Source organism: Acinetobacter ursingii DSM 16037 = CIP 107286 (genome assembly GCF_000368825.1).
GTDB lineage: Bacteria > Pseudomonadota > Gammaproteobacteria > Pseudomonadales > Moraxellaceae > Acinetobacter > Acinetobacter ursingii.
Genome location: NZ_KB849719.1, coordinates 290,866 through 315,475, shown reverse-complemented (window position 1 = coordinate 315,475; position 24,610 = coordinate 290,866). Strand labels below are relative to the sequence as shown.

General features: G+C 40.7%; 24 protein-coding genes. 7 read left to right on the top strand and 17 right to left on the bottom strand.

Translation table 11 applies throughout. The features are described 5' to 3' along the window. Window positions 1-51 precede the first annotated feature (51 nt). Window positions 52-2,814 carry a DNA polymerase I gene (gene polA, locus F944_RS16445; RefSeq protein ID WP_004993061.1) on the top strand — a complete coding sequence of 921 codons (2,763 nt, stop codon included), beginning with the start codon at window positions 52-54 and terminating at the stop codon, window positions 2,812-2,814. Between the two features lie 90 nt (window positions 2,815-2,904). On the opposite strand, the gene F944_RS16440 is transcribed toward polA, so the two are convergent. The 5 genes from F944_RS16440 to ppx all read right to left on the bottom strand — a co-directional run bounded on the left by F944_RS16440 (window position 2,905) and on the right by ppx (window position 8,056). Continuing rightward, the gene (locus F944_RS16440) at window positions 2,905-3,471 is read right to left on the bottom strand and encodes a YggT family protein (RefSeq protein WP_004993058.1); all 567 of its coding nucleotides are present in this window, start codon (window positions 3,469-3,471) and stop codon (window positions 2,905-2,907) included. 16 nt (window positions 3,472-3,487) lie between these two features. Beyond that, a complete protein-coding gene (gene proC, locus F944_RS16435) occupies window positions 3,488-4,324 on the bottom strand; it encodes a pyrroline-5-carboxylate reductase (RefSeq protein WP_004993054.1) in 837 nt (278 codons plus the stop codon). Further along, complete coding sequence (gene tilS, locus F944_RS16430; protein WP_080633059.1) at window positions 4,321-5,700, bottom strand: tRNA lysidine(34) synthetase TilS; 1,380 nt, start codon at window positions 5,698-5,700, stop codon at window positions 4,321-4,323. The genes proC and tilS overlap by 4 nt, the downstream gene beginning before the upstream one ends. Next, window positions 5,637-6,461 (bottom strand): acetyl-CoA carboxylase carboxyltransferase subunit alpha, encoded by an 825-nt coding sequence (locus F944_RS16425; protein WP_004993051.1) that lies wholly within the window; start codon window positions 6,459-6,461, stop codon window positions 5,637-5,639. Before F944_RS16425 ends, tilS begins: the two co-directional genes overlap by 64 nt. A 74-nt stretch (window positions 6,462-6,535) precedes the next feature. Next, entirely contained in the window at window positions 6,536-8,056 is a 1,521-nt protein-coding gene (ppx, locus tag F944_RS16420; protein ID WP_004993048.1) for an exopolyphosphatase, read from the bottom strand. A 277-nt stretch (window positions 8,057-8,333) separates the two neighbouring features. On the opposite strand from ppx, the gene trxA reads away from it, so the two are divergent. The 3 genes from trxA to F944_RS16405 all read left to right on the top strand — a co-directional run bounded on the left by trxA (window position 8,334) and on the right by F944_RS16405 (window position 10,974). Next, the gene (gene trxA, locus F944_RS16415) at window positions 8,334-8,660 is read left to right on the top strand and encodes a thioredoxin (RefSeq protein ID WP_004993046.1); all 327 of its coding nucleotides are present in this window, start codon (window positions 8,334-8,336) and stop codon (window positions 8,658-8,660) included. 336 nt (window positions 8,661-8,996) lie between these two features. Next, window positions 8,997-10,265, top strand: coding sequence for a transcription termination factor Rho (gene rho / locus F944_RS16410; RefSeq protein ID WP_004993042.1), 1,269 nt, complete (start codon window positions 8,997-8,999; stop codon window positions 10,263-10,265). Between the two features lie 412 nt (window positions 10,266-10,677). Beyond that, on the top strand, window positions 10,678-10,974 hold the full coding sequence (locus F944_RS16405) for a hypothetical protein (RefSeq protein WP_004993040.1): 297 nt from the start codon (window positions 10,678-10,680) through the stop codon (window positions 10,972-10,974). Window positions 10,975-11,483: 509 nt separating this feature from the next. On the opposite strand, the gene F944_RS16400 is transcribed toward F944_RS16405, so the two are convergent. Genes F944_RS16400 through pheS form a run of 3 tightly spaced genes read right to left on the bottom strand, consistent with a single transcriptional unit; the run spans window position 11,484 to window position 15,169 of the window. Beyond that, window positions 11,484-11,777, bottom strand: a complete 294-nt coding sequence (locus F944_RS16400; protein WP_004993038.1) for an integration host factor subunit alpha — start codon at window positions 11,775-11,777, stop codon at window positions 11,484-11,486. Then, entirely contained in the window at window positions 11,774-14,155 is a 2,382-nt protein-coding gene (pheT, locus tag F944_RS16395; protein WP_004993036.1) for a phenylalanine--tRNA ligase subunit beta, read from the bottom strand. The genes F944_RS16400 and pheT overlap by 4 nt, the downstream gene beginning before the upstream one ends. A 33-nt stretch (window positions 14,156-14,188) precedes the next feature. Further along, complete coding sequence (gene pheS / locus F944_RS16390) at window positions 14,189-15,169, bottom strand: phenylalanine--tRNA ligase subunit alpha (protein WP_004993033.1); 981 nt, start codon at window positions 15,167-15,169, stop codon at window positions 14,189-14,191. 176 nt (window positions 15,170-15,345) lie between these two features. On the opposite strand from pheS, the gene F944_RS16385 reads away from it, so the two are divergent. Next, window positions 15,346-16,389, top strand: a complete 1,044-nt coding sequence (locus F944_RS16385; protein ID WP_004993030.1) for a hypothetical protein — start codon at window positions 15,346-15,348, stop codon at window positions 16,387-16,389. Between the two features lie 54 nt (window positions 16,390-16,443). Here the strand turns inward: F944_RS16385 and F944_RS16380 are convergent, their stop codons facing one another. The 4 genes from F944_RS16380 to rpmI form a co-directional block, all read right to left on the bottom strand. Continuing rightward, a complete protein-coding gene (locus F944_RS16380) occupies window positions 16,444-16,641 on the bottom strand; it encodes a hypothetical protein (protein WP_004993029.1) in 198 nt (65 codons plus the stop codon). A gap of 122 nt (window positions 16,642-16,763) precedes the next feature. Continuing rightward, the gene (locus F944_RS16375; RefSeq protein WP_004993027.1) at window positions 16,764-17,141 is read right to left on the bottom strand and encodes a hypothetical protein; all 378 of its coding nucleotides are present in this window, start codon (window positions 17,139-17,141) and stop codon (window positions 16,764-16,766) included. A gap of 103 nt (window positions 17,142-17,244) precedes the next feature. Beyond that, window positions 17,245-17,604, bottom strand: a complete 360-nt coding sequence (rplT, locus tag F944_RS16370) for a 50S ribosomal protein L20 (protein ID WP_000124858.1) — start codon at window positions 17,602-17,604, stop codon at window positions 17,245-17,247. Window positions 17,605-17,615: 11 nt separating this feature from the next. Next, window positions 17,616-17,810, bottom strand: coding sequence for a 50S ribosomal protein L35 (gene rpmI, locus F944_RS16365; protein ID WP_002054552.1), 195 nt, complete (start codon window positions 17,808-17,810; stop codon window positions 17,616-17,618). Window positions 17,811-18,046: 236 nt separating this feature from the next. Between rpmI and F944_RS16360 the strand changes: the two genes are divergently transcribed. Beyond that, window positions 18,047-19,300, top strand: coding sequence for an MFS transporter (locus tag F944_RS16360; protein WP_004993022.1), 1,254 nt, complete (start codon window positions 18,047-18,049; stop codon window positions 19,298-19,300). A gap of 133 nt (window positions 19,301-19,433) precedes the next feature. Beyond that, window positions 19,434-20,174 carry a TonB family protein gene (locus tag F944_RS16355; RefSeq protein ID WP_004993020.1) on the top strand — a complete coding sequence of 247 codons (741 nt, stop codon included), beginning with the start codon at window positions 19,434-19,436 and terminating at the stop codon, window positions 20,172-20,174. A 32-nt stretch (window positions 20,175-20,206) separates the two neighbouring features. Here F944_RS16355 and F944_RS16350 read toward each other — a convergent pair whose 3' ends face one another. From F944_RS16350 to thrS, 5 genes are all read right to left on the bottom strand, one after another. Then, on the bottom strand, window positions 20,207-20,635 hold the full coding sequence (locus tag F944_RS16350) for a YqaA family protein (protein ID WP_004993018.1): 429 nt from the start codon (window positions 20,633-20,635) through the stop codon (window positions 20,207-20,209). Window positions 20,636-20,699: 64 nt separating this feature from the next. Beyond that, on the bottom strand, window positions 20,700-21,320 hold the full coding sequence (locus tag F944_RS16345) for a glutathione S-transferase N-terminal domain-containing protein (RefSeq protein WP_004993015.1): 621 nt from the start codon (window positions 21,318-21,320) through the stop codon (window positions 20,700-20,702). A 155-nt stretch (window positions 21,321-21,475) separates the two neighbouring features. Beyond that, the gene (locus F944_RS17495) at window positions 21,476-21,613 is read right to left on the bottom strand and encodes a DUF7709 family protein (protein WP_418655291.1); all 138 of its coding nucleotides are present in this window, start codon (window positions 21,611-21,613) and stop codon (window positions 21,476-21,478) included. A gap of 151 nt (window positions 21,614-21,764) precedes the next feature. Continuing rightward, window positions 21,765-22,316, bottom strand: coding sequence for a translation initiation factor IF-3 (gene infC / locus F944_RS16340; RefSeq protein WP_080632311.1), 552 nt, complete (start codon window positions 22,314-22,316; stop codon window positions 21,765-21,767). Between the two features lie 5 nt (window positions 22,317-22,321). Next, the gene (thrS, locus tag F944_RS16335; protein WP_004993008.1) at window positions 22,322-24,244 is read right to left on the bottom strand and encodes a threonine--tRNA ligase; all 1,923 of its coding nucleotides are present in this window, start codon (window positions 24,242-24,244) and stop codon (window positions 22,322-22,324) included. Window positions 24,245-24,610: the final 366 nt, after the last annotated feature.

The following is a 24,610-nucleotide window of genomic DNA, read 5'->3' as shown; positions in this document are numbered from 1 at the left end:
TGCTTCATTTTCACGTAGAATAAGACCCAATCGTTCGTAAGGAAGTATTCAATGCCACCATTTGTTTTGGTTGATGGGTCTTATTTTTTATTTCGTGCATTTCATGCACTCCCACCGTTGACGACCTCAACAGGATTACAAACCAATGCAATACGTGGTGCTATTTCTGCCATTCAAAAATTGATGCGCCGCACTCAGCCCACGCATATGGCGGTAATTTTTGATACCCCAGAACCCACATTTCGTCATGAACTTTCGCCTATTTATAAGGGCGACCGCCCAAGCATGCCCGATGAGTTGGCACAGCAAATTCCGTATTTACATGCTTTAATTAAAGCGTTAGGCATTCCTTTATACATGCTGCCGGGTGCAGAAGCCGATGATATTATTGGGACATTGGCGAAACATGCAGAAAAAGAAGGTCATCAAGTCTTAATTTCGACTGGTGATAAAGACATGGCGCAACTGGTCAACGAAAAAGTCACGCTTGAAGATAGTTTCAAAGATAAACCCATGGATATTCAAGGCGTTTTTGATAAGTTTGGCGTATGGCCGAACCAGATCATTGATTACCTTACCTTAATGGGTGATGCCTCAGATGGCATTATGGGGGTTCCCGGCATTGGTGCTAAAACAGCAGCTAAGCTTTTAACGGAATATGGCTCGATCGGTGGCATTTTAGAAAACGTCGATCAAATCAAAGGCAAAGTCGGTCAGAGCATTAAAGACAATGTCGATGGTATTGCCATTGATCATCAACTTGCGAGTATCGTCTGCGATCTGGACTTAGGTCTAACATGGGATGATTTAAAACTACGTGAGCCACATGTCGATAGCTTACGTCATCTTTATACCGAACTCGAATTTAGAAATCAGTTGCAATCTTTAGACCATCCTAATAATCCTGTTAGCAACAGCTATAAAGAAGCCAACAAAGAAATCGCTAAAGCTGAAAGTGCGCAACCTATTGAAACAGAAGATCAATCTAGCATGACCAGTGATGATGATCAGCTCGGTGTTGCCAATTATCATACGATTCTCACCCAAGACGCATGGGACAATTTATTCAAGCGTTTACAGACTGAGAAACGTTTTGCCATTGATACAGAAACCACCAGTCTGGATTATCGTGTTGCCGAAATGGTCGGTTTTTCTATCGCTTTTGATGCTCATGATGCCTATTACGTACCACTCACACATGACTACGAAGGTGCACCAGAGCAGCTTGATCGTGAGCAAGTATTGGCACAAATGAAGCCAATTCTGGAAGATGATTCAGTCCAGAAAATTGGACATCACCTTAAATACGATGCACATATTTTTGCCAATCATGGCATTGATCTTAAAGGTTGGTATTTTGATACTATGCTGGCCTCTTATGTATTGAACTCAGTCGCCACACGTCATGGTATGGATGATGTAGCGCGAGTCTACCTAAGTCACTTGACCACAACTTTTGAACAAATCGCAGGAAAAGGCGCAAAACAAAAAACCTTTAATCAGATCGACATTGAAGTGGCTGCACATTATGCTGCCGAAGATGCACATGTCACCTATCGCTTATATGAAGTGTTGGCAAAAAAACTAAAAGCCTCACCTGAGCTTGAAAATATTCTGTATCACATCGAAATGCGTGTGGCATCTATCCTCACGGGTATGGAAGAAGCTGGCATTAAACTTGATCATGCCTTTTTGGATCAACTCAGCCTCGAATTTACTGAAACTATTCAAGGTCTGGAAAATCAGGCAATTGAATTGGCAGGCGAAACCTTTAACGTCAGCTCCCCTAAACAAGTGGGTGAAATTTTATTTGATAAAATGGGGCTAAAAGGCGGCAAAAAAACCGCAACAGGTCAGCACAGTACAGGTGAAAGTATTCTTGAGAAAGTCGAGCACCCTATTGCAGAAGTAATTTTAGAACACCGTACTTTATCGAAGTTGAAAAACACCTATACCGATCGTTTGGTCGAGCAATCACACAACGAAACGCATCGAGTGCATACCAGTTATCATCAGGCATTGACTGCCACAGGTCGTTTATCTTCTTCAGATCCGAACCTACAAAATATTCCGATTCGTGGAGAAATTGGTCGTCAAATTCGCAAAGCCTTTATCGCTCCTGAAGGTCGCGTATTATTGGCTGCCGATTATTCACAAATCGAATTACGTTTAATGGCACATTTTTCTCAAGATGAAGCCCTGTTGGATGCGTTTAAACACGGTCAAGATGTACACCGCCGTACAGCAGCCGAAGTGTTGAATATTCCACTAGAAGAAGTGAACAATGATCAGCGTCGTCAAGCCAAAGCTGTTAACTTTGGCTTGCTGTATGGAATGTCCGAATTTGGTTTGATTCGTCAACTTGGCTTTACCCGTGAAGAATCACAAAACTACATTAAGCAATACTTCCATCGCTATCCGGGTATTTATGAATACATGCAACGTACCCGTCAGGTGGCGTTAGAACAAGGCTTTGTGGAAACCATTTTAGGTCGTCGTTTATATACGCCAGACATTGATGCCCGAAATATGATGGTGCGTAAAGGTGCGGAACGTGCCGCCATTAATGCGCCATTGCAAGGCAGCGCGGCGGATATCATTAAACTTGCGATGATTGAAGTGGATAAAATGCTGCCAAAGGATCAGGCCGTATTATTACTTCAAGTCCACGATGAACTCGTATTTGAAGTCGATACTGATTTGGCAGATGAACTAGCACCTAAGCTTGCTGAAACCATGCAATCGGTGGTTGAAATTTCTGTACCTTTAGTGGTTGAAGTCGGTAAAGGATTGAACTGGGAAGAAGCACATTAATCTTTAGAGAAAATCTAGATAAAACAAAGGCCGATTGATTCGGCCTTTGTTTTATCTAAGAGTTTTACGTATTAAAAAACCACATCAATTTTACAATCCAGTCAGTAAAATTTTTGCGACTTCATTCATTAAGATTTCAGCAATATATAAAGCTAAAAATGCAATAATTGGAGAAAGGTCAATCATGCCCATATTCGGCAATAAACGACGAAATGGTGCAAGTAAAGGTTCAGCCAATTCCTGAATCACTTCAATATATGGAGAACGTGATTGAGTAAACATCACCACCCAGCTCAAAATAATCGTAGCAAAAATCAGATAACGGCAGAAACGGATCAAATCCTGAATCATGGTCACAAAAGTTAAAATCAACAAATGGATCGGGCTATTTGGCATCGCACCTGATAGATACATCAACCCAAAAATTTTGAGTAAATAAAGCACGATTAAAAGTGCCAATGCCGCTAGATTGACACGACCTTTTGCCACTGTCGGAAAAATACGACTAAAAATATCCACAATTTTAGTCGCTTTGACCGTTGATAAAACCACAGGGTTATAAGGGCTTACCCCTGTCAACTGCATTAAAAAGCGGAAGAACACCAATAAAATGGCAACATTAATTAAAATACCAAAAATAAGCGCAGAACTCGCCATACTGTTACTTTCCTACTTAATGGGTCTTGGTACTGTCACTTAGCTCATGTGCTAATTCTTGACTACGTTTTTGCGCAGCAGCAAGTGCTGTCTGGATATTTTGTGAAATCTGGGCGCGATCAAAGACTTCAAGTGCTGCTTGCGTCGTACCATTGGGAGAGGTCACATTTTTACGCAATTCCGCTGGGGTATTGGAACTGGTAATCGCCATTTGTGCTGCACCCAAAGCAGTTTGCAAAGTGAGTGCAGTCGCGACTTTTTCATCCAGTCCCATATTTTTTCCAGCGCGAATCATACTTTCCATTAAATAGAAAAAGTACGCTGGGCCTGAGCCTGAAACCGCTGTCACAGCATCAATTTGTGCTTCTGAATTTACCCAAATGGTTAAACCCGTTGCAGCCAAAATCTGACTGGCTAAATCACGGTCTTTCGTTGTCACATTTTCATTGGCATATAAACCATGGGCGCCTGTCTGAACCAAAGCAGGTGTATTCGGCATGACACGTACAACTCGATCAGTTCCAGTCAATGCAGCAATCGTCTCTATTTCTGCTCCAGCAATAATCGAAACAATTAACTTGCCTTCAAATAGACCATATAGAGGCTTTAAAACCGTACCTAAAACTTGTGGTTTCACCGCTAAAACGACCACATCGGCATTCTTAATGGCTTTTACATTATCATCCACTGCCTGAATTTCTTTTTCATGCAATAACTGACGAATCGCCTCGACAGGATCAGACACCATAATCCGAGTTGTTGGTAATCCACGTGCCAGCAAGCCACCAATCAGGGCTTGCGCCATATTACCACCACCAATAAATGTGATATTTGAATTTAATGTCGCATTCATGAATTATGCTCAACTCGCAAATTATCTATCTCAGAACTTAAATGTGGCAACCAACCGTCATTTTCACAATATTTCGATTGTGCTAGCCAAAACCCTTTTGGGGTAAAAACCCCTAGCATAACATTATCTATGGCTAATATTTGAATTGTATGACGTAACCACGGCAAAATTTGTGCCTCTTGTATGGCTTTTTTTAATGGCCAATGCCCAACACGCCCATATAAATGGATTTTTTCACCGCCCTGACGAGAGTGTATCGTTAAGTTTTGCTTTAATAAATCAGCAGAAAGTCCTATCTCAGCAGAAATGATTTTAAATTTCCCTGAAATTAAAGAAATGCTTTGATCAAGATCTAAACAAATCGTACCCGTTACATGAGAACAATTTTTTGACGCTAAATATAAAGCTTTAGCAATTCGATAAAGTTGTTTTTGATAACGGACATAATAGTGTCCATTCCAATGCAAAGCCGACTGGGCATCTGCTTTGGCATTGATCACTTCTTGTTGTAAACGCGCCACCATCTCAAAAGGTGGTCGATAATCTGCCTCTCCTTTCATCCACGCCGATAAAAGCTGACGCTGCCGAGGCAAACTGAGTTGTTGTAATTTTTCTAGATCGATTTGATGGGTATCACCACAGTACTGCGTATCTTGAAGTAATACCTCCTGTAAAATGCTATTAGCATCCTGCATTAGAATACTGGTACGACTCAAAGCTTGCTGCATTTTGGGATAACGTTGTTGCAATAATGGCCAGACGTCTTGACGACACCATGCCCGATCATACTGCGTGTCAAAATTGGTCTGATCTTGTACAAATGGCAGATTTAATTGCATCGACCATGATTCAATTTGTTCACGCGATAACGATAAAAAAGGTCGCCACAATTGAAAATTTTCCCGATTTTCCAATTCTTGCATGGCAGACAGACCATTGACTCCTGCACCTGACAGTAATCGCAGTAAAACAGTTTCAGCCTGATCTTGCTGATGATGTGCCAAGACTAAAATGTCATGAGATTTTAAATGTTGTTGATATGCAGAATAGCGGGCGGTACGTGCCTGATTTTCCAGATTGCCTGAGGCAACTTCAACCTTCTGAATAATAACGGGAATATTGAGTTGCTGTGCATAGTTTTGCACAAAGATGCCCCAGTCAGGGCTAGAGGCTTGTAATTGATGATCGATATATATCGCACGAACGCGCGCTGGAAAAACAATCGACATTAAATGCAGCAATAGCATGGAATCCATGCCACCACTGCATCCAATTAAAAATGTGGTTTCAGGTGAAAACTGTTCAGCTTGATTTAAGAGGTGAGACCTAAATTTTCGCTGCCAAATTTCATTAAACGCTGGTAACGAGCTTCGCATCGTTCATCTGCATCCATCGGTAGCAATTCATCTAGCGCCTGTTTTAACACGACTTGCAGATTTTGCATAACCTGTTCTGGATGTAAATGTGCGCCTTCGCCTTCATCGACGACATATTCGACAATACCAATCTTTTGCAGCTTATCTGCAGTCAGTGCCAAAGCATCACTGGCTTGCTCTGCCTTTTCTGCTGTTTTCCATAAAATAGAGGCACAGCCTTCAGGTGAAATCACTGAATAGATACTATGTGACAACATAATCACACGGTCAGCAACGCCAATCCCCAACGCTCCACCAGAACCACCCTCACCTAATACTGTCGCAATGACAGGCACTTTTAAGTGAGACAGTTGCGCCAAGCTCGTTGCAATCGCTTCAGCCTGACCGCGTTCTTCTGCACCGACACCGGGATATGCTCCCATGGTATCGATAAAGGTAAAAACAGGCAGATTAAAACGTTCCGCCATATCCAGTAAGCGTTGTGATTTACGATAACCTTCGGGATTCGACATCCCAAAATTATGTTTTAACTTTTCACGGGTACTACGACCACGATGCTGACCCACCACCATGACTGGGCGGCCTTCAAAACGTGCTAAACCACCGACCATTGCACCATCATCACCAAACAGACGATCGCCATGCAAGGCATCAAATTCAGTGAAAATTTCACCGACATAATCTAGAAATTGTGGTCGATCAGGATGTCGTGCAATTTGTACGGTTTTCCACGCTTTAGACTGAGCAGCTTTACTTTTCATAAGTCGAGTATTATCCCTAAATTGGGGCGTATTGATGGCATATTGCACATGCTCAATCGCCCAACCAAGTCGAGTTAATCGATAAATTTTTCCGACTGAATATCCAACTCAATGTCCCAATGCTTAAATTGCTCTTGCTCATCATGCAGATCGGCAACCAGCAACGGCCATTGTTTTGCATCACCAGAAACACTAAGTTGCCATTGTTGACTATTTAGTACTGTCAATTCAATGGCAGGAAGCATCTGATCACTTCGGCTGTGATTGAGTAAAACAGCCAAACGTAGCAGTAGGCAAAGATAGACCAATTTGATGCCGCCGCCTTTTAAAACGTCGTGTTTAGCGTCATTACGCAATTTGCGGCGATGATAGGCAACCAACAAAGATAGATGATTTTGGTCAATTTGTGAGAAGCCTGGAATGTCCGAATGTTGCAATAAGTATGCACCATGACGATGATAACCACCGTGACTGATCGCTAAACCTATTTCATGTAAATAGGCTGCGCGGCGCAATAAATCACTGTCTTCGTTGGTTAAATCCAGTTGTTGCGCGACATCATCAAACAATTGTTGTGCGGTATTGACCACCCGCTCTGCCTGTTTTAAATCGGCATTATAGCGCCCCATTAGTGCCTGTACGCTTCGATCACGAATATCTTCATGCTTAAAACGACCAAGTAAGTCGTACATGACCCCTTCACGTAGCGCACCATCTGAATATGCGAGTTTATCGATATTTAGAACATCAAAAACTGCATATAAAATCGCCAAGCCTGCTGGCAAAACTGCTCGCCGATCGTCTTTTAAACCTTCAAAATCGATCTCGGCGCTATGCTTAAATTTGAGGAGTTTATCTTTGAGTTTTTCCAGACCGTCACGTGTGACATTTTCCTGTTCATCGCTTAAGCCCAGATTGACCATAATTTGCTTGGCCGCTTTGATAGTGCCTGAAGAACCAACAACAGTGTCCCATCCTTCAGCTTTATAGGTATTGGCAATTGCAGATAATTCTTTACGTGCCGCTGTGACAGCCTTATCAAAAATTTTAGGGCTAATATCACCTTCTGGAAAAAAAGCTTTGGTATAGGCAACACAACCCATTTGTAAAGATTCGGTTTGAATTGGCTCAAACTCTTCACCAATAATCAGCTCTGTTGAACCACCACCAATATCAATCACCAATCTGCGACCACCGTTCGCCATGGTATGCGAGACGCCCAAATAAATTAAACGAGCTTCTTCACGACCCGCAATAATTTCGATGGGTTTAGGTAATATTTCAGCTGCTTTTTGAATAAATTCATGACCATTTTTAGCCTGACGCAAAGCATTAGTTGCCACAATCCGCAAACGATTCGGCTGTACCGAACCCAAACGCCCGACAAAACGGGCCAGACACGCCAAACCGCGCTGTTGCGCGGCTTCGGTCAAATTTTTATTTTCATCAAGGCCTGCCGCCAATTGCACTTTTTCAGACATTGAAGCGACTTTTTTGACTTCACCATGATCTACACGTGCAATGGCTAAATGGAAGCTGTTCGATCCCATGTCGATGGCAGCAAGTAATTCTTCATCAATTAAAAAATCAGCCATTGAAACTAACCCCTACAGAATTGTCGCTTAGAGTAATTCACATACATGCAATTGAAAAGCCATTTTTGCCAATCAGTTGGCTGCTTTTATATAAAAATAATGACGATCTAGCATTGTTTGTCACGATGATCAGCATTGCCAACATCTATTAGACAAATTAATCGAATCCTTGAATAATGTAAAACAACCCTTACATTGACCTAGAAGGCTATGTAATACTTCATGCCGATACGTTCTTATCCTTCTAAAAATTTCTTAAAAGATTTGGAGCAAGCTTATGTCTGCTAATATTGTAAATACCACTGATGCTGATTTCCAAGCAGATGTTCTAGACTCACAAACGCCTGTACTGGTTGACTTCTGGGCAGCATGGTGTGCGCCATGTAAAGCCATTGCGCCTGTGCTTGAAGATTTGTCTCAAGAATACGAAGGTAAAGTAAAAATTGTAAAAGTAGATGTGACTTCTTGCGAAGAAACTGCGGTGAAGTACAACATCCGTAATATTCCTGCACTACTTTTGTTCAAAGACGGTCAAGTTGTTGCTCAACAAGTAGGTGCGGCACCTCGTTCTAAACTTGCTGCATTCCTGGATGAAAACACCTAAGTTTTTGCCAAACGATGCGAGTCCCTAATACGCTATTTCAAATAGCGTATTTTTTTTGCTGAAAAATTGACAAATGCGCTGATCTGACTTATATTTCTTGAGCAAGAAGTGCTGAAGGAAAATCACTTCACCTGCCTTCTTACAAAGCAAGACACAAAACATAAGATCGCCGCTCGGCACTAGCAATTGTTTTCATATATTTCATACCGAAACAATCAACCAGACTTCTGCGTTTGTGACTATGCAAGTGCGTATATTTCGCATTTGAAACTTGCGGCTGACTTTTGCTTCTCTTATTTGACTCCAACTTTATTTTCCTTATCAATCTGACCACTTATGAACTTAACCGAACTCAAGAAAAAACCGATTGGCGAACTCATTAAGATTGCTGAGTTTATGGGCCTTGAAGGAATGGCTCGTAACCGTAAGCAAGATATTATTTTCGCCATCTTAAAACGCCACGCCATGAACGGTGAAGAAATCTTTGGTGATGGTGTTCTCGAAATCCTCTCTGATGGTTTTGGTTTTTTACGTTCAGCTGCGGGTTCTTACCTTGCAGGTCCAGACGACATCTATGTCAGCCCTTCGCAAATTCGTCGTTTTAATTTGCGCACAGGTGACACGATTACAGGAACCATTCGCCCACCAAAAGAAGGTGAACGTTATTTTGCACTGTTAAAAGTCAACCAAATTAACTACGACACTCCTGAAAACTCTCGTAATAAAATTCTTTTTGAAAACTTAACGCCACTTTTCCCAACCGAGCAACTGGTCATGGAGCTTGGTAACGGTACCACTGAAGATTTGACCTCACGTGTTGTAGATCTTATTGCGCCAATTGGTAAAGGCCAGCGTTCCATCATTGTTGCCCCACCTAAAGCGGGTAAAACCATGTTATTACAAAACATCGCACAGTCGATTGTTCGTAATAATCCAGAGGTTTTCCTGATCGTTCTACTCATTGACGAACGTCCAGAAGAAGTCACTGAAATGGAACGTACCGTTCGCGGTGAGGTCGTGGCTTCCACTTTTGATGAATCTCCTGCACGTCATGTTCAAGTTGCCGAAATGGTGATTGAGAAGGCGAAACGTCTGGTTGAGCACAAAAAAGATGTCGTGATTCTACTCGACTCGATTACTCGTCTGGCTCGCGCCTATAACACGGTGATTCCATCATCAGGTAAAGTGTTAACGGGTGGTGTCGATGCGCATGCTCTCGAACGTCCAAAACGTTTCTTTGGTGCAGCACGTAACATTGAGGAAGGCGGTTCACTGACCATCATTTCAACTGCATTGATCGAAACTGGCAGTAAGATGGATGATGTGATCTACGAAGAATTCAAAGGTACAGGTAACCAGGAAATTACACTGGATCGTCGTATTGCCGAAAAACGCGTCTTCCCTGCAATGAATATCAAGAAATCTGGTACGCGTCGTGAAGAGCGTTTGATGGATGAAGATAACCTACGTAAAGTCTGGATTCTACGCAAACTACTGCATCCAATGGATGAGCTTGCTGCAATGGAATTCTTACTTGATCGTATGAAAGAAACCAAAACCAATGATGATTTCTTCGATCAGATGAAACGAAAAGCAGCGAATTAATTTCATTGTTATTTCATATCAAGGCTGCCCATATGGCAGCCTTTTGTTTTGGTTGACATTTTTTACATAAATATACAATTGTAGGTATTTAATGTTAAACCCCGTGTTATTAAATGATAAATTTCAAGATTAAAAAGAAAAAACGTTTAGCTTTTAGAGGCTTAACAATTATTTCTCCAATATAAACTGACTTTTTGATTGTTATTTTCTGTTAATAATTCGTCTATTTTATCGCTTTTTTCTCTTAATTTTATCGTTCAGCAGTAGTATTTCATCATAGGCAATGATAGCATATTTCCAGACCAGTTAGACTGCTCCATGCGTTGTTACCTAGCTTCGTTAGGAATAATTAAAGCACAAACAGGCTAACACCGGTTTTTTTTAATCTCACAAAATTTATGAGAGTGATGCCATGTTATTCAAGAAAATCGCTATTGCTGCTGCTATCGCTACTACTTTAGCTTTCGTTGGTTGTGCAAAGAAAACTGAAGAAGCTGCTGCTGACGCTAACGCTGCTGCATCTGAAGCTACTGCTGCTGCATCTGAAGCTTCTGCTGCTGCAACTGACGCTGCTGCTGTTTCTGCTCCAGAAGCTGCTGCTGCTGCATCTGACGCTGCTGCTGCTGCTGACACAGCTGCTGCTGCTGCAACTGACGCTGCTGGCGCTGCAACTGACGCTGCTGCTTCTGCATCAGAAGCTGCTCACTAATCTAGTATCTAGATTTAGTGTCAAAAAAGAGAGCTTTTTAGCTCTCTTTTTTATTTAGAAATGATTCACTATTAAATTAATAAATTCACGATTCACGATTCACGATTCACGATTCACGATTCACGATTCACGATTCACGATTCACGATTCACATATTATTGCTTAGGATCATAATTTTCATAACCATAAGCTCCTTTTCCTTTCTATTTACCAGTTCATTATTATTTTATTTTTTATAATAAAATCAAGGCATAGTGCATTCAAATCGATTTTGCAATATTAGAGTCATCTAATGAAAAGTATTAGGTTCAGAGTAAATTTTATCTCGAATTTCAAACAAACAGCCTACACCTTCAAATATATAAGAACGGCAAATAAAGTGATCAAAGGTCATATGTAAATTTCTGGATTTTCTAAATCACCCAATTAGACATAAAAAATGGCAGGATTAAACCTGCCATTTTATAAAAAAGAAAAATCAAATAAACACAGCTCTGAAATAGAACAGTTTAATCCTGCTCATTTCCTACGCGCTGTCTAAATTTTTGACCCGCTCTAAAAGTCACAACACGACGTGCAGAAATCGGAATTTCTTCTCCTGTTTTAGGATTACGCCCAGGGCGCTCACGTTTATCACGTAATTCAAAGTTGCCAAAACCCGAAAGTTTCACATGCTCACCTGCGATGAGCGCTTGGCTAATCTCGTCGAAAAACAACTCAACCATTTGTTTTGCTTCACGACGATTTAAGCTCGTGAGCTCACTTAAATGATCCGCCATGTCTGCTTTAGTTAGTGCTGTCATGAGGCCCTCAATGTCGCTTGATAAGTGTTTTCTAACACTTCTATAATTTGATCCATACCAGATTTAATTTCAGCATCTTCAAGCGTACGTGAAGGATGTTGCCATAACAGTGCAAATGCTAGAGAGCGCTTGCCTTGTTCAACACCTTGACCCGTGTACACATCAAACAACCAACTAGAATCCAAAAGGTCTCCACCTGTTTGTTTAATTAACTGCTGAATATCATTCACATTTATATTATCACTGATTAACAGCGCAATATCACGTCGAACCGATGGAAAACGTGATAATTCTGTAAAATTAGATACATAAGATTGCAAAACTGCACTTTGATCTAATTCTGCTACCCAAGTTACACCTAAATCCAGATCATTTTCAAGTGATGGATGTAAACGTCCCAAATATCCGAACGATTGACCATTTACTACAATCTCAGCAGATTGCCCCGGATGCAACCAAGCGCGTTCTGAACGGACATAATCAACTTGCACTCGCCCAGCTGCCAATATCTGCTCAACTTCACCTTTAAGATCAAAGAAATCCATAGGCTGTGCTTTGGCATGCCATTGTTCAGGAATACGTGAACCCACTGCAATTAACGCCAAAGTCGGAATTTGTTTTAAATCATGAATCGACTGAGCATTTTGATAATCAAAACGCAGACCAAGTTCGAACAGACGTACCCGATTTTGTTGACGATTTAAATTGTATTGTACACACGGAATCAAACTCGACAGTAAAGTACTACGCATCACCGCCAAATCACTTGAAATTGGATTCGCCAATGCCAGCGGATGAACAGCTGGATTCAATTGTTTTTCCAGTTTTAAGTCAGCAAAGCTAAAACTAATCGCTTCTTGATAACCCAGTGTGACCATCGTTTGACGTAACTGATCTTGCTCAAAACCATCTTGATAAGCACTAAATTTCACATCAATCTGTGGCAAACGAATCTGAATATTATCATAGCCATGAATACGGGCAACTTCTTCAATCAAGTCCTGATAAATCGCCATATCGTAACGATGTGATGGCGGTACAACTGACCACTGCCCTTGCGCTTTAACCGTAACTATACAACCTAGACGCGTTAGAGCATCTGCAATAAACTCAGCCGATACTTGGTAACCTAGTAAGGCATCAACCTGTGCTTGATTGAGTTCGATCGAGTTACGTTGTGGCAATCGCTCAGTTTTTTCAGCTACTGTAATCGGACCAAACTCTCCGCCTGCATATTGTTGAATCAACTGTGAAGCACGATCCATTGCGATCATTGGTAATTCAAAATCGACACCACGTTCATAACGTTGTGAAGAATCTGTATGCAAACCAAAACGACGTGCACGACCTGCGATTGCAAGTGGGGCAAAGAATGCGCTTTCAAGGAAAATATCTTGTGTGTCATCAGTTACACTAGTTTCAAGACCGCCCATGATCCCTGCAATCGCCAATACTTTGACATCATCCGCTATGACCATAATCTCAGGATTGAGTTCAACTTCCTGTTCGTTCAATAGCATCAATTTTTCTTGAGGCTGAGCTTGACGGACCTGAATATCGCCTTGCAATTTTGCCAAATCAAAGGCATGCATCGGCTGACCCAATTCCATCAACACATAATTGGTAATATCGACCAAAATGCTATGGGTACGAATCCCTGAACGTGCTAAAGCTTGTTCCATCCAAGCAGGTGTCGCTGCTTTGACATTGACATTTTTGACAACACGGCCTAAATAGCGCGGTGCGCCATCAGTGGTCAATTGAACTTGTTTTTGCTCAGTAATGTTTGCTGCAATCGCTTGAATCTCAGGCTGAGTAACAGGCAACTGATTGATCACACCAATTTCACGGGCAATTCCACGAATACTAAAACAGTCACCACGGTTCGGCGTGATGCTAATATCAATGACGTTGTCATCAAGTTTTAAGTAATCACGAACATTGACACCCACTGGTGCATCATCAGGCAACTCAAGTAAACCGTCGATTTTGTCTTCCAGATCAATTTCTGAAGCACCACACAGCATGCCTTGAGATTCAACCCCGCGCAGTTTGCCTTTTTTAATTTTAAAATCGCCTGGCAATACTGCGCCAATGGTGGCAACAGGTGCTTTCATGCCTACACGTACATTGGGCGCGCCACACACAATTTGTAAAGCTTCGCCTGAACCAATATTGACCTTGGTGACACGTAGGCGATCTGCATCTGGATGCTGCTCAACCGTAAGTACTTCACCGACAACCACACCAGTAAATGGCTTGGCAACAGGTGCAAGTTCATCGACTTCCAGACCCAGCATGGTCAGTTGATCAGCCAGAGTTTCACTATCAATCGCTGGATTCACCCAAGTGCGTAACCAGTTTTCGCTAATTTTCATTTGTATAAAACCTTATTTAATCCTGAAAAATGTTTAAGCAAATTGGCGTAAGAAACGCACATCGTTTTGATAGAACATCCGCAAATCATTAATGCCATAACGCAACATCGCAAAACGTTCTACCCCTAAACCAAAGGCAAAGCCTTTGTATTTTTCAGGATCAATTCCTGCTGCTTGTAGTACATTTGGATGTACCATGCCGCAGCCTAAAACTTCTAACCAACGTCCGCGCTCATCCATAATATCCACTTCAGCACTCGGCTCTGTGAATGGGAAATAAGATGGACGGAAACGGACTTTTAAATCTTTTTCGAAAAACTCATTCAGCAAGTTGATCAATAAACCTTTCAACTCAGCAAAACTGGTATGTTCTGCAACGTACAAACCTTCGATTTGATGAAACATCGGAGAATGGGTTTGATCCGAATCACAACGATAGACACGACCCGGACACACAATACGAATCGGTGGTTGTGTGGTTTCCATGGTACGAATCTGCACACCAGAGGTATGCGTACGCAATAAATGATTGGCATCAAAATAAAAGGTATCGTGCATCGCGCGTGCAGGATGATGTCCTGGAATATTCAAGGCTTCAAAGTTATGATAATCATCTTCCACTTCAGGCCCAGTCGCGACCATAAAACCTGCTTTGGTAAAGAACTGACAAATACGTTCTTGCACCTGAATCACAGGATGAATACTCCCTGTGTGTTGACCACGTCCTGGCAAGGTAATATCAATCGTTTCGCTCGCCAGTTTTTGTTGTAATGCAGCTTGTTGTAACGCATTTTGACGCTCAGTCAGTGCGTTATTCATCGCTTCACGAACAGCATGAATAGCAGCACCTTGAACCTTACGTTCCTCAGGATCCATTTTGCCCAATGCTTTCGATTGTTCTGCAAGCTGGCTTTTTTTCCCTGTAAATTGAACTCGGACTTGATCGAGTGCAGCAAGGTCTTGAGCTGCTGCAATGGCAGCAAGCGCTTCGGTGGTCAGGGCTTCCAGTGACATAGTAACTCTCAAAGCAACAAAGTTATAAATAAAATAAAACTCTGCATTCTAACAGTTTTTAGACACAATGATGAAGATCAAACGCAGGAAAATTGCTGTTCAATGCGAGTGACCTCTAGTCATACGAATTATAAAACGTATAAGATTGCATTCAGCACAGATGAGAAAACTGAACTATGGCACTTGATCAAATCTGGAAACAACAACTTACTCTAATCACCTATGGCAATGAATATCTCAACCATGAACTCAGTTTTAGTCGTTGGTTACAGCATTCTATTTTTTATCAGCACTATTTTCAGTTTCGTGATCTGAGTTCACAGCACCTGCTGGCACAGCATTTTCAAGTCTGGCTTGAAGGATTAAAAAAGCAAGGTGTTTACCGCATTAGTCTACATCTTTCCACATTACTCACTGATGAACAAAATCCAAATGCCAATGTGGAGCTACTGCCCTTTGCCCATTTTATTGTGAGTCATGAAAAGAATAAAAAAACCGCATGGATCTTAGGTAAAGAACTTGCCGAATGGTACTTAAATGACAATGACTTTGAAATTCCAGCTTCACAACAGTCAACTTTGCATCAGGAAACATTTTGGCGCTTTGATCTGTCTGATAAGTTATCCAAAAAAATTGAAGCCGATTTAAAAGAGTCTGATTGGAACGAAATTCAAACCTTTATTGAAAATGAATTATTTCGCAGCAAGTACGCTCAAAATTTTGTTGAACCGCAAAATCTTGATTTACCCTATTATGGAATCGATGCCAAACTGGTACAAAAACCAGATGGATCACTTTTGCAGGACATGCAATATCTAGCGCTTATTCCAACAGATTATTCCGCCGATGTTGCGCATGAACTTTTGCATCGTACCGAAGCTTTGTCAGACTTTATTGAGCAGTTACGTCAACATCCTTATCGCGAATCTGGTGAAATGCTTACACCTGAAGATCAGATTAATCTGCGTAATTTTTCTCAGAAACTGGACGACCTGAGTGCCAAGCTGATTGTAAAGATCGCCAATCATTATAAGTCCGCACAGCGCACTCCTATCGAAATCGTATCCCCTCTCGATCCTCAAGCACAGACGCTATCGCAAAACAAAAAGCCATCTACCTCTAAAGATCATCAACATCATAAAGTAGGTTCATCGGGAGTGATCAAACTTATTATTCTGACCATTATTATTTGCGCTTGCGCATATTATTTTGGTCTATAACGATTTTGAATAAAAACCTAAAGTACGTTTACTTTAGGTTTTTAGGTTTATCTCTTAATAGCTGGGTTTTATTTTTATAATGACTTTGTGCCCACCATCATGTTGATTAACAATGTGATGAACATTTTCAATTTCACCTTCAACTTCGGCATCTGGTCCATAAAAAACTCGAATTGTTTCACCTTTTCTTGGCAAAATACTCAATTCCGTTTCAATTGCACCTTGCTCTAAACCTTCTACGCTGACTAACATGTTTTTATTCTCCTCAAGTTCTCTTGACTATAAAAGTTTCTTTACTGTAGAAAGATTCGAGGCTAAATGTCTAATCAAAGATGTTGGGGTTGTGTAATCTTCAATACAATCAATACATCATCTTATTCATCATAGTTTAAATCATCCTCATCAACGTTGATAAAATCAGGTACAGGCGTTTTCTCAAATTGTACAGCGAGAATCTTCAAATCTCCCTGTAGTTTTGCCTTAGCCACTCGATGCATACCATCCATGACTCGACCATCAGCGCTTAGAATGATTGGATAGGTTAAATCCGCCTGTTCGATAAGTTGAATATGTTCAAGAATTTGCAGTGTAGTTGGATATTCATCTGGAAACCAATACGCTTCATTTAGCTCCAAAATTTGATCTAATGAGATTTCTTTAACTTTAAAATCTTTTGACAAATCGACCAGTCGGTGTATATCCCAAATATAAGTATCATGACCAACCTGCCGAAAATGGTATTGTTTACGCATTTTATCTCTCTTTCTTTTATAATTTTTTGAAAAATCTGTCTCAACCATAAATCAACCAATAAAAAAGACCGCTAAAAAGCGGCCTTCTTTTGAATCTCTAAGCTTATGCAGCTAATGCACCTTTCGCTTTTTCAGCTAAAGCAGCAAATGCAACTGCATCATGCATAGCGATGTCAGCTAATACGCGACGGTCGATGATCACTTGAGCTTTTTTCAAGCCATCGATCATACGGCTGTAAGACAAACCGTTTTGACGAGCACCGGCATTGATACGCGCAATCCATAGAGCACGGAATTGACGTTTCTTCTGACGACGGTCACGGTAAGCGTATTGACCAGCTTTGATTACCGCTTGGAACGCTACGCGGTAAACGCGTGAACGAGCACCATAGTAACCTTTAGCGCGAGCAAGAATTTTTTTGTGACGACGATGAGCCACTACACCACGTTTTACACGAGCCATTTATAATCTCCTTAGATGTATGGGCACATACGACGAACTGAATTCATGTCAGAAACATGAACCATTACACAGCCGCGTAATTGACGAATACGTTTAGCAGATTTTTTGGTCAAGATGTGGCGCTTGAACGCTTGTTTACGCTTAAAACCGTTTGCAGTCGCTTTGAAGCGTTTAGCTGCACCACGGCGAGTTTTTAACTTAGCCATAGTAACCTCTTTTGAGCACCTGTTCGGCACGTTTGCACCATTGCAAATCGACCTGCAGGTAAGGAAGGCAGTATGATATAGCATCTTTGCTTAAAACAAAAGCAAATTCAGTTGAAATTGCATCGTATACACAGCTCTGAGTTTTAATATTTTACCCATCAAAAAACTTAGTTTTATAGCCTTGTTTTAAGAATTCGTGCTTATAATTAAAGCAAGATTCTCAAAATACGATAGTTATGAAAGCTAAGCAGGATGCTTTTGCCGCACTCCGATATCGCGATTTTTCCATTATTACGGTCAATCAATTTTGCCTGACACTTGCCATTTTGATTCAGGAAATTATTGTGGCCTATTCACTTTATAAAATTACCAAAGATCCACTCACTTTGGGTCTGATTGGTCTTGCAGAAGCGATTCCATTTATTAGTCTGTCACTCTGGGGCGGCTATATAGCAGATAAATTTAATAAACAACTGATTATGAAAATTTGTCTGTTCTTTTCATTTCCATTGCCCTTAGTGCTGTGGGGACTCTTTCACTTATATGGTTTAAATCAAATCAGTGTCCATGTCTTGGCATTAGGGATTTATGCGGTTATTTTCTGTTTTGGTGTGATTCGTGGCTTTTATAGCCCATCTGCGACATCACTTAAGCCGTTTTTGATTCCACGAGAGCTTTATACCAATGGCGCAACTTGGACAACCATAGGTTGGCAAAGTGGCGTGATTTTAGGGCCAATGCTCGGTGGCTTTATGCTGGCTTTTTTAGGTCGTGAAACCAGTCTATTAAGTGTTTCCATCCTTCTGTTCATTTGTTTTTGTTTAATCATGTTGCTGAAAAAAAGAAGCTTTCCCGCAATTGAACATGAAAATATGTGGTCAAGTTTGGGAGAAGGCTTTCGTTTTATCTGGAAAACCAAGATTGTGCTCTGGGCAATCTCACTGGATCTGGTTTCCGTCTTATTTGGTGGCGTAGTGGCGTTACTGCCAATTTTTGCTGAAGATATTTTAAAAGTTGGTCCCGAAGGTTTAGGTTATTTAAGAGCAGCTCCTTCTATTGGTGCGCTCTTTACCATGATTGCTTTAACCCGATTTCCACCAACACATCATGCATGGCGTAATATGTTACTGGCTGTAGCTGGTTTCGGCATATTTACCATTATTTTTGCTTTTTCAAGTCACATGTGGCTGTCACTCTTTGCTTTAGCCATGACAGGCGCTTGCGACAGTATTTCTGTAGTGGTGCGTCAAACCATTCTACAAATCTTTCCACCCGAAAATATGCGCGGTCGCGTTGCCGCGGTCAATGGCATGTTTGTTTCGAGTAGTAATGAGCTAGGGGCGTTTGAATCAGGTTTAGCTGCTAAATATATGGGAACTCTTGCAGCAACCCTGTTTGGTGGCTGTATGACGCTTGCAGTGGTGATATTAAGCTGGACGAAAACCAAAGATTTATTTCATGTGGATATTAATAAAGGCACCGATCCCTAACTTTAAGGTATGTTTTCACACAAATAATATGATTTTTCATTAGATACCCTCAAGTCTGCATTTTTTTGTTGCGTGTATTTCCTGAACAGGGAATACTTCGCAACAATGCTTTTACAATCACAAACCATCCAAGATGAAACAATCTATTTTTTGCCTTGCACTTTTTGCAAGTGTATCCATCACCCAAGCTGATGCAAAAGAAAACTCTTCACAATTGGCACCACAAAAAAGCTCTGCCCTTCCCGCACATTTGACAACTCGGCTTGAATGGCGTGAGTTTCCAAAGCTCAATTATGACAATGCAGATTTACAAGGACAGGATTGGGCTGCGATTTTACGTGTCGCGGCAGATGAAACAGGAACAGTCACTCAAGTCAAAGTTCAGGAAAGTACTGGTAATAAAAAGCTGGACGATTTGCTCGTAAAAGCAGTAGAACAAGCCAAAGTAAAACCGTTCCAACAAGATGGAAATCTTATTTCGACGATAGGTTACCAAACTTTTAATCTGGATTATAAAGACCGCGATGACTCAACTGCTGAATGTATTTATCATTTTGATTCAAAGAACTGGTTAAAACAGCAAACAGCCAAATCAGTTCCTTTTCGCTATGTTCAGCAACCTACATTAAATGTGCCACGTGATGAACTTAAAGGCAAAGATCGCTTGGTGCGTTTTAATTTTAAAGTGAATAAACAAGGTGAAGCAACCCAAGTCAAAATTAACAAAGGCTCAGGGATTTACGCTTTAGATGCACAGGTGATGCAAGCCATTTCAAATACCCAAGTAGATGTTCCTAAAAAACTTTGGTTCTTTAAAAAATCCAAGCTTAAAGATGAAATCCATTTTAAACTGGATAAATGTTCTGCACTCTAAAGTTTAAATTGACCAGAAACATCGCTTTCTGGTCAGTGAATCAATCCGATATAAAGTAAATAAATAAACAAATAACGTCCTGCTTTCGCAAAAGTGACCACTATTACAAAACGCCAGAAATTTTCTTTCAGGACACCTGCAATTAAGGTAATGGGATCCCCAATGATCGGTACCCAACTTAGCAGTAAGGAATAAAAACCATAACGATGATAAATCTTTTGTGCTTTTTCCAATTGCTTTGCTGAAACAGGAAACCATTTTTTATGTTTCAAATGTTCAATTTGTAGACCTAACCACCAGTTGACACACGAACCTAATACATTACCCAACGTCGCCATCCACAATAAAAGCACGACTGGATGCTGTTGAAGTACGAACATCGAAAATAATACGGCTTCGGACTGCAATGGCAACAATGTTGCTGCACCAAATGCAGACAAAAATAAAAGAAAATACGCCATCAGAGAATCTTTGACAAAAAGCCATTACTTTTTATCAAAGATTGAATGATCTTTCAGTAAAAAATCAGATGATTTGAATGGATAAAGCTTTCTGTACGGCTGGGCGCGCAGTCAAACGTTCTACATAATCCTTCACATAAGGATAGTCATTTAAATCAATGGATTGCCACTCATGACGTAATACCCACGGTAAAATTGCCATATCTGCGATCGAGTACTCACCTGCCACAAATTTTTGTCCAATGAGCTGCGTATTAAGTACGCTATATAAGCGTTTAGTTTCAGTGACATAACGCTCGATGGCATAGGGAATTTTTTCTTTGGCAAAGCGACCAAAATGATGATTTTGACCCAGCATTGGGCCAAAACCGCCCATTTGCCACATTAACCATTGCTCGACTTCAACGCGTTCTTGCTCATCTGTCGGGTAAAAAAGTCCCGTCTTACGACCCAAATATTGTAAAATTGCACCCGATTCAAAAATCGAAATTGGTTCATGATTTGGGCCATCTTGATCAATAATGGCAGGGATTTTATTGTTCGGTGATATTTTAAGAAAGTCTGGCTGAAACTGATCATTTTCTAAAATATTAATTGGAAAAATTTGATATTCCAGCTCCATTTCTTCGAGCGCGATGCTGATCTTATGTCCATTGGGGGTTCCCCAATAATATAGGTCTATCATGAAATACCTTCTTATCCTATTTTTCTATCTTTAAGTCTTTGTATACGTTTATAACATGTTTTTTAACATCGAATAAAAGTATAAAGAGTGATTTAGTTTAGCAGTGACTTTGCTTAACAACCTTAAAGAAAATCATAAAATGAGAATCTAAATCTTTATCTAGTCAGTCGATGCTGTTTATTCTGATATGGTTTTGCCTGCTTATCGACAAATTTACGCCCCGGATTTTCTCCGTTTATCCACTCCTCTACAGGAAACGGATCAAATAGATTCACCTTAAATAATGTAGGAATGACTAGGATGAGTTCCTATTTTTCTTTAGATTTTTTATAAAATGAGAGTGAGCTGATTATTTTTTCAATTATCTATAAATCTAAACATAAAAAAAGCAGCAACACAAAAAAACGCAGCGTTTAGGCTGCGTTTTTTGAAATGGGTAAAAGCTTACTTTTTCTTTTTCGGTCCAAGTAACATGCCCATTTGACGACCTTCCATTTTCGGAGCCTGTTCAACCACACCAAAATCGGTCACGTCTGCTTCAATTTTTTGCAATTGCGCCAAACCTAACTGTTGGTGTGCCATCTCACGACCACGGAAACGTAACGTGATTTTAACTTTGTTCCCTTCTTCAAGGAACTTTAAAATCGCACGAAGCTTGACCTGATAATCACCTACATCCGTTGCTGGACGTAGTTTGATTTCTTTGACCTGTACTTGATGCTGTTTTTTCTTCGCATCTTTTTGCTTCTGCTTCAAATCAAACAAGTGCTTGTTGTAATCCATGATTTTACAAACAGGTGGTTCTGCATTAGCAACAATCTCGACTAGGTCAAGATCTGAATCTTCGGCAGCACGCAACGCTTCAGCAAGTGAAACGATCCCTTTTTGTTCTCCATCTGCGGCTACGAGGCGTACTTCTTTTGCACGGATCTCGTCATTAATCGCAGGACGGTTACTTTTTGCACCTTGTTGTTGGTTACGATCAGGCTGTTTAATCTTTCTTACTCCACAATGTACCGGCCACGTTCGGCAACGGCAGATTTCACTAAGTCAATGAATGCATCAATTGACATAGTACCTAAATTTTTTCCTGAGCGAGTACGAACATTAACAGTACCTTCTTCAACTTCACGGTCACCAAGAACCAAAAGGTACGGAATACGCTCAAGTGTACGCTCACGAATCTTAAAGCCGATTTTCTCATTTCTCAAGTCAGAAATCGCCCGAAGACCATTTTCTTTGAGTTTTGCCACCACTTGTTGGCATGCCTCAGCTTGCGAATCGGTAATATTCATGACGCAAGCTTGTACAGGTGATAACCAAGGTGGCATAAAACCCGCATAGTGTTCAATAAGTATACCAATAAAACGCTCAAAACTGCCAAGTATTGCGCGATGTAACATGACAGGCTGATCACGCTCATTGTCTTCTGTCACAAACGAGGCATCCAGACGCTCTGGCAAGTTAAAGTCACATTGAATAGTACCGCATTGCCAAACACGACCCAAACAGTCTTTTAATGAAAACTCAATTTTTGGACCATAGAATGCGCCTTCACCGGGTTGTAATTCCCAATCCAGTCCAGCAGCATCTAAGGCATCTGCCAATGATTTTTCTGCCAGATCCCAAAGTGCATCTTCACCCACCCGCTTTTCAGGGCGAGTTGAAAGTTTCATTTGTACATCTTCAAAACCAAAGTCTTTATAGACATCCAAAGTTAATTGGATAAAGTCTGCAACTTCTTTTCCAATCTGTTCTTTGGTACAGAAAATATGCGCGTCATCCTGAGTAAAACCTCGGACACGCATAATGCCATGTAAAGAACCAGATGGTTCATTACGATGACATGAGCCAAACTCGGCTAAACGAATCGGCAAATCACGGTAAGATTTTAAACCCTGATTAAAGACTTGCACATGGCAAGGACAGTTCATCGGTTTAACAGCATAATTGCGATTTTCAGAATGTGTGGTAAACATGTTTTCAGCATAGTTTGCTGCATGTCCAGATTTTTCCCATAAACTAAAATCGACAATTTGCGGGGTTTTGATTTCCTGATAACCATTTTCTTGCTGAACTTTACGCATGTATTGTTCAAGAACTTGATAAATCGTCCAGCCATTGGCATGCCAAAACACCATACCCGGCGCTTCTTCTTGCATATGGAACAAATCAAGCGCTTTACCAATTTTACGATGGTCGCGTTTTTCAGCTTCTTCAATACGTTTGATATAAGCCGCTAGCTCTTTTTTATCTGACCAAGCTGTGCCGTAAATACGTTGTAATTGCTCATTTTTAGCGTCACCGCGCCAATAAGCACCTGAAATTTTAGTCAGCTTGAAGTTCTTTAGAAACTTGGTATTTGGCACGTGAGGACCACGGCACATATCCACATATTCCTGATGATAGTACAAGCCCATTTGGGTTTCTTCAGGCATGTCATCAATCAAACGTAATTTATAAGTTTCACCACGAGATTGAAATTCTTTGATCACCTCAGCACGCGGTGTCATTTTTTTAATGACATCATAATCCTGATCAATCAGTTGTTTCATACGTGCTTCAATCGCTGCCATATCCTCTAAAGTAAATGGCTTTGGACTAAAGATATCGTAATAAAAGCCCTCTTCAATCACAGGCCCAATCACCATTTGCACGTCAGGGAACAATTGCTTAACCGCATGTCCAACCAAATGCGCACAAGAGTGACGAATAATCTCGACACCTTCTGGGTCTTTTGGCGTAATAATTTGTACTGTTGCATCTTCGGTGATTAAATCACATGCATCTACAAGGCGATCGTTGACACGACCCGCAACGGTATTTTTAGCAAGACCTGGTCCAATACTCTGAGCGACTTGCATAACAGAGACAGCTTGATCAAATGATTTTTGATCGCCATTTGGCAATGTGATAATTGGCATAAGAAAATCCTTAAGGAGTGATGCCCCGCACAATGGAGCATATCACCGCGAGATTATGATCGAGGAAGACCTCAAAAGATAAAAACGGTGGATAATATAAAATTATGGCAGAATTTTACACGGGTTAAGAGTTTGAGAAAACAGCTACACTTAAAAAAAGATAAGTTTCTCAATTTTTTGCATTCATGTCTTAGTTAATGAGGACAATTGGAGCATTTACAAGCTCAATCATATAAAAACAAATAGACGCAAAATTATTGCTCGGATTAGTTTATGAGGCGTTTATGATAAAAATAACCACAAGGTTTTTTCATCCAGCATTTAAAGCTCATAGGTTGCACCCCATACTCTAAGACTAAAGCCTAA

What these genes read in the sequence shown, in the direction of transcription:
- polA (WP_004993061.1), top strand. Translation starts at nt 52, where the DNA reads ATGCCACCATTTGTTTTGGTTGATGGGTCTTATTTTTTATTTCGTGCA.
- F944_RS16440 (WP_004993058.1), bottom strand. Translation starts at nt 3,471, where the DNA reads ATGGCGAGTTCTGCGCTTATTTTTGGTATTTTAATTAATGTTGCCATT.
- proC (WP_004993054.1), bottom strand. Translation starts at nt 4,324, where the DNA reads ATGAATGCGACATTAAATTCAAATATCACATTTATTGGTGGTGGTAAT.
- tilS (WP_080633059.1), bottom strand. Translation starts at nt 5,700, where the DNA reads ATGCGAAGCTCGTTACCAGCGTTTAATGAAATTTGGCAGCGAAAATTT.
- F944_RS16425 (WP_004993051.1), bottom strand. Translation starts at nt 6,461, where the DNA reads ATGAAAAGTAAAGCTGCTCAGTCTAAAGCGTGGAAAACCGTACAAATT.
- ppx (WP_004993048.1), bottom strand. Translation starts at nt 8,056, where the DNA reads ATGGCTGATTTTTTAATTGATGAAGAATTACTTGCTGCCATCGACATG.
- trxA (WP_004993046.1), top strand. Translation starts at nt 8,334, where the DNA reads ATGTCTGCTAATATTGTAAATACCACTGATGCTGATTTCCAAGCAGAT.
- rho (WP_004993042.1), top strand. Translation starts at nt 8,997, where the DNA reads ATGAACTTAACCGAACTCAAGAAAAAACCGATTGGCGAACTCATTAAG.
- F944_RS16405 (WP_004993040.1), top strand. Translation starts at nt 10,678, where the DNA reads ATGTTATTCAAGAAAATCGCTATTGCTGCTGCTATCGCTACTACTTTA.
- F944_RS16400 (WP_004993038.1), bottom strand. Translation starts at nt 11,777, where the DNA reads ATGACAGCACTAACTAAAGCAGACATGGCGGATCATTTAAGTGAGCTC.
- pheT (WP_004993036.1), bottom strand. Translation starts at nt 14,155, where the DNA reads ATGAAAATTAGCGAAAACTGGTTACGCACTTGGGTGAATCCAGCGATT.
- pheS (WP_004993033.1), bottom strand. Translation starts at nt 15,169, where the DNA reads ATGTCACTGGAAGCCCTGACCACCGAAGCGCTTGCTGCCATTGCAGCA.
- F944_RS16385 (WP_004993030.1), top strand. Translation starts at nt 15,346, where the DNA reads ATGGCACTTGATCAAATCTGGAAACAACAACTTACTCTAATCACCTAT.
- F944_RS16380 (WP_004993029.1), bottom strand. Translation starts at nt 16,641, where the DNA reads ATGTTAGTCAGCGTAGAAGGTTTAGAGCAAGGTGCAATTGAAACGGAA.
- F944_RS16375 (WP_004993027.1), bottom strand. Translation starts at nt 17,141, where the DNA reads ATGCGTAAACAATACCATTTTCGGCAGGTTGGTCATGATACTTATATT.
- rplT (WP_000124858.1), bottom strand. Translation starts at nt 17,604, where the DNA reads ATGGCTCGTGTAAAACGTGGTGTAGTGGCTCATCGTCGTCACAAAAAA.
- rpmI (WP_002054552.1), bottom strand. Translation starts at nt 17,810, where the DNA reads ATGGCTAAGTTAAAAACTCGCCGTGGTGCAGCTAAACGCTTCAAAGCG.
- F944_RS16360 (WP_004993022.1), top strand. Translation starts at nt 18,047, where the DNA reads ATGAAAGCTAAGCAGGATGCTTTTGCCGCACTCCGATATCGCGATTTT.
- F944_RS16355 (WP_004993020.1), top strand. Translation starts at nt 19,434, where the DNA reads ATGAAACAATCTATTTTTTGCCTTGCACTTTTTGCAAGTGTATCCATC.
- F944_RS16350 (WP_004993018.1), bottom strand. Translation starts at nt 20,635, where the DNA reads ATGGCGTATTTTCTTTTATTTTTGTCTGCATTTGGTGCAGCAACATTG.
- F944_RS16345 (WP_004993015.1), bottom strand. Translation starts at nt 21,320, where the DNA reads ATGATAGACCTATATTATTGGGGAACCCCCAATGGACATAAGATCAGC.
- thrS (WP_004993008.1), bottom strand. Translation starts at nt 24,244, where the DNA reads ATGCCAATTATCACATTGCCAAATGGCGATCAAAAATCATTTGATCAA.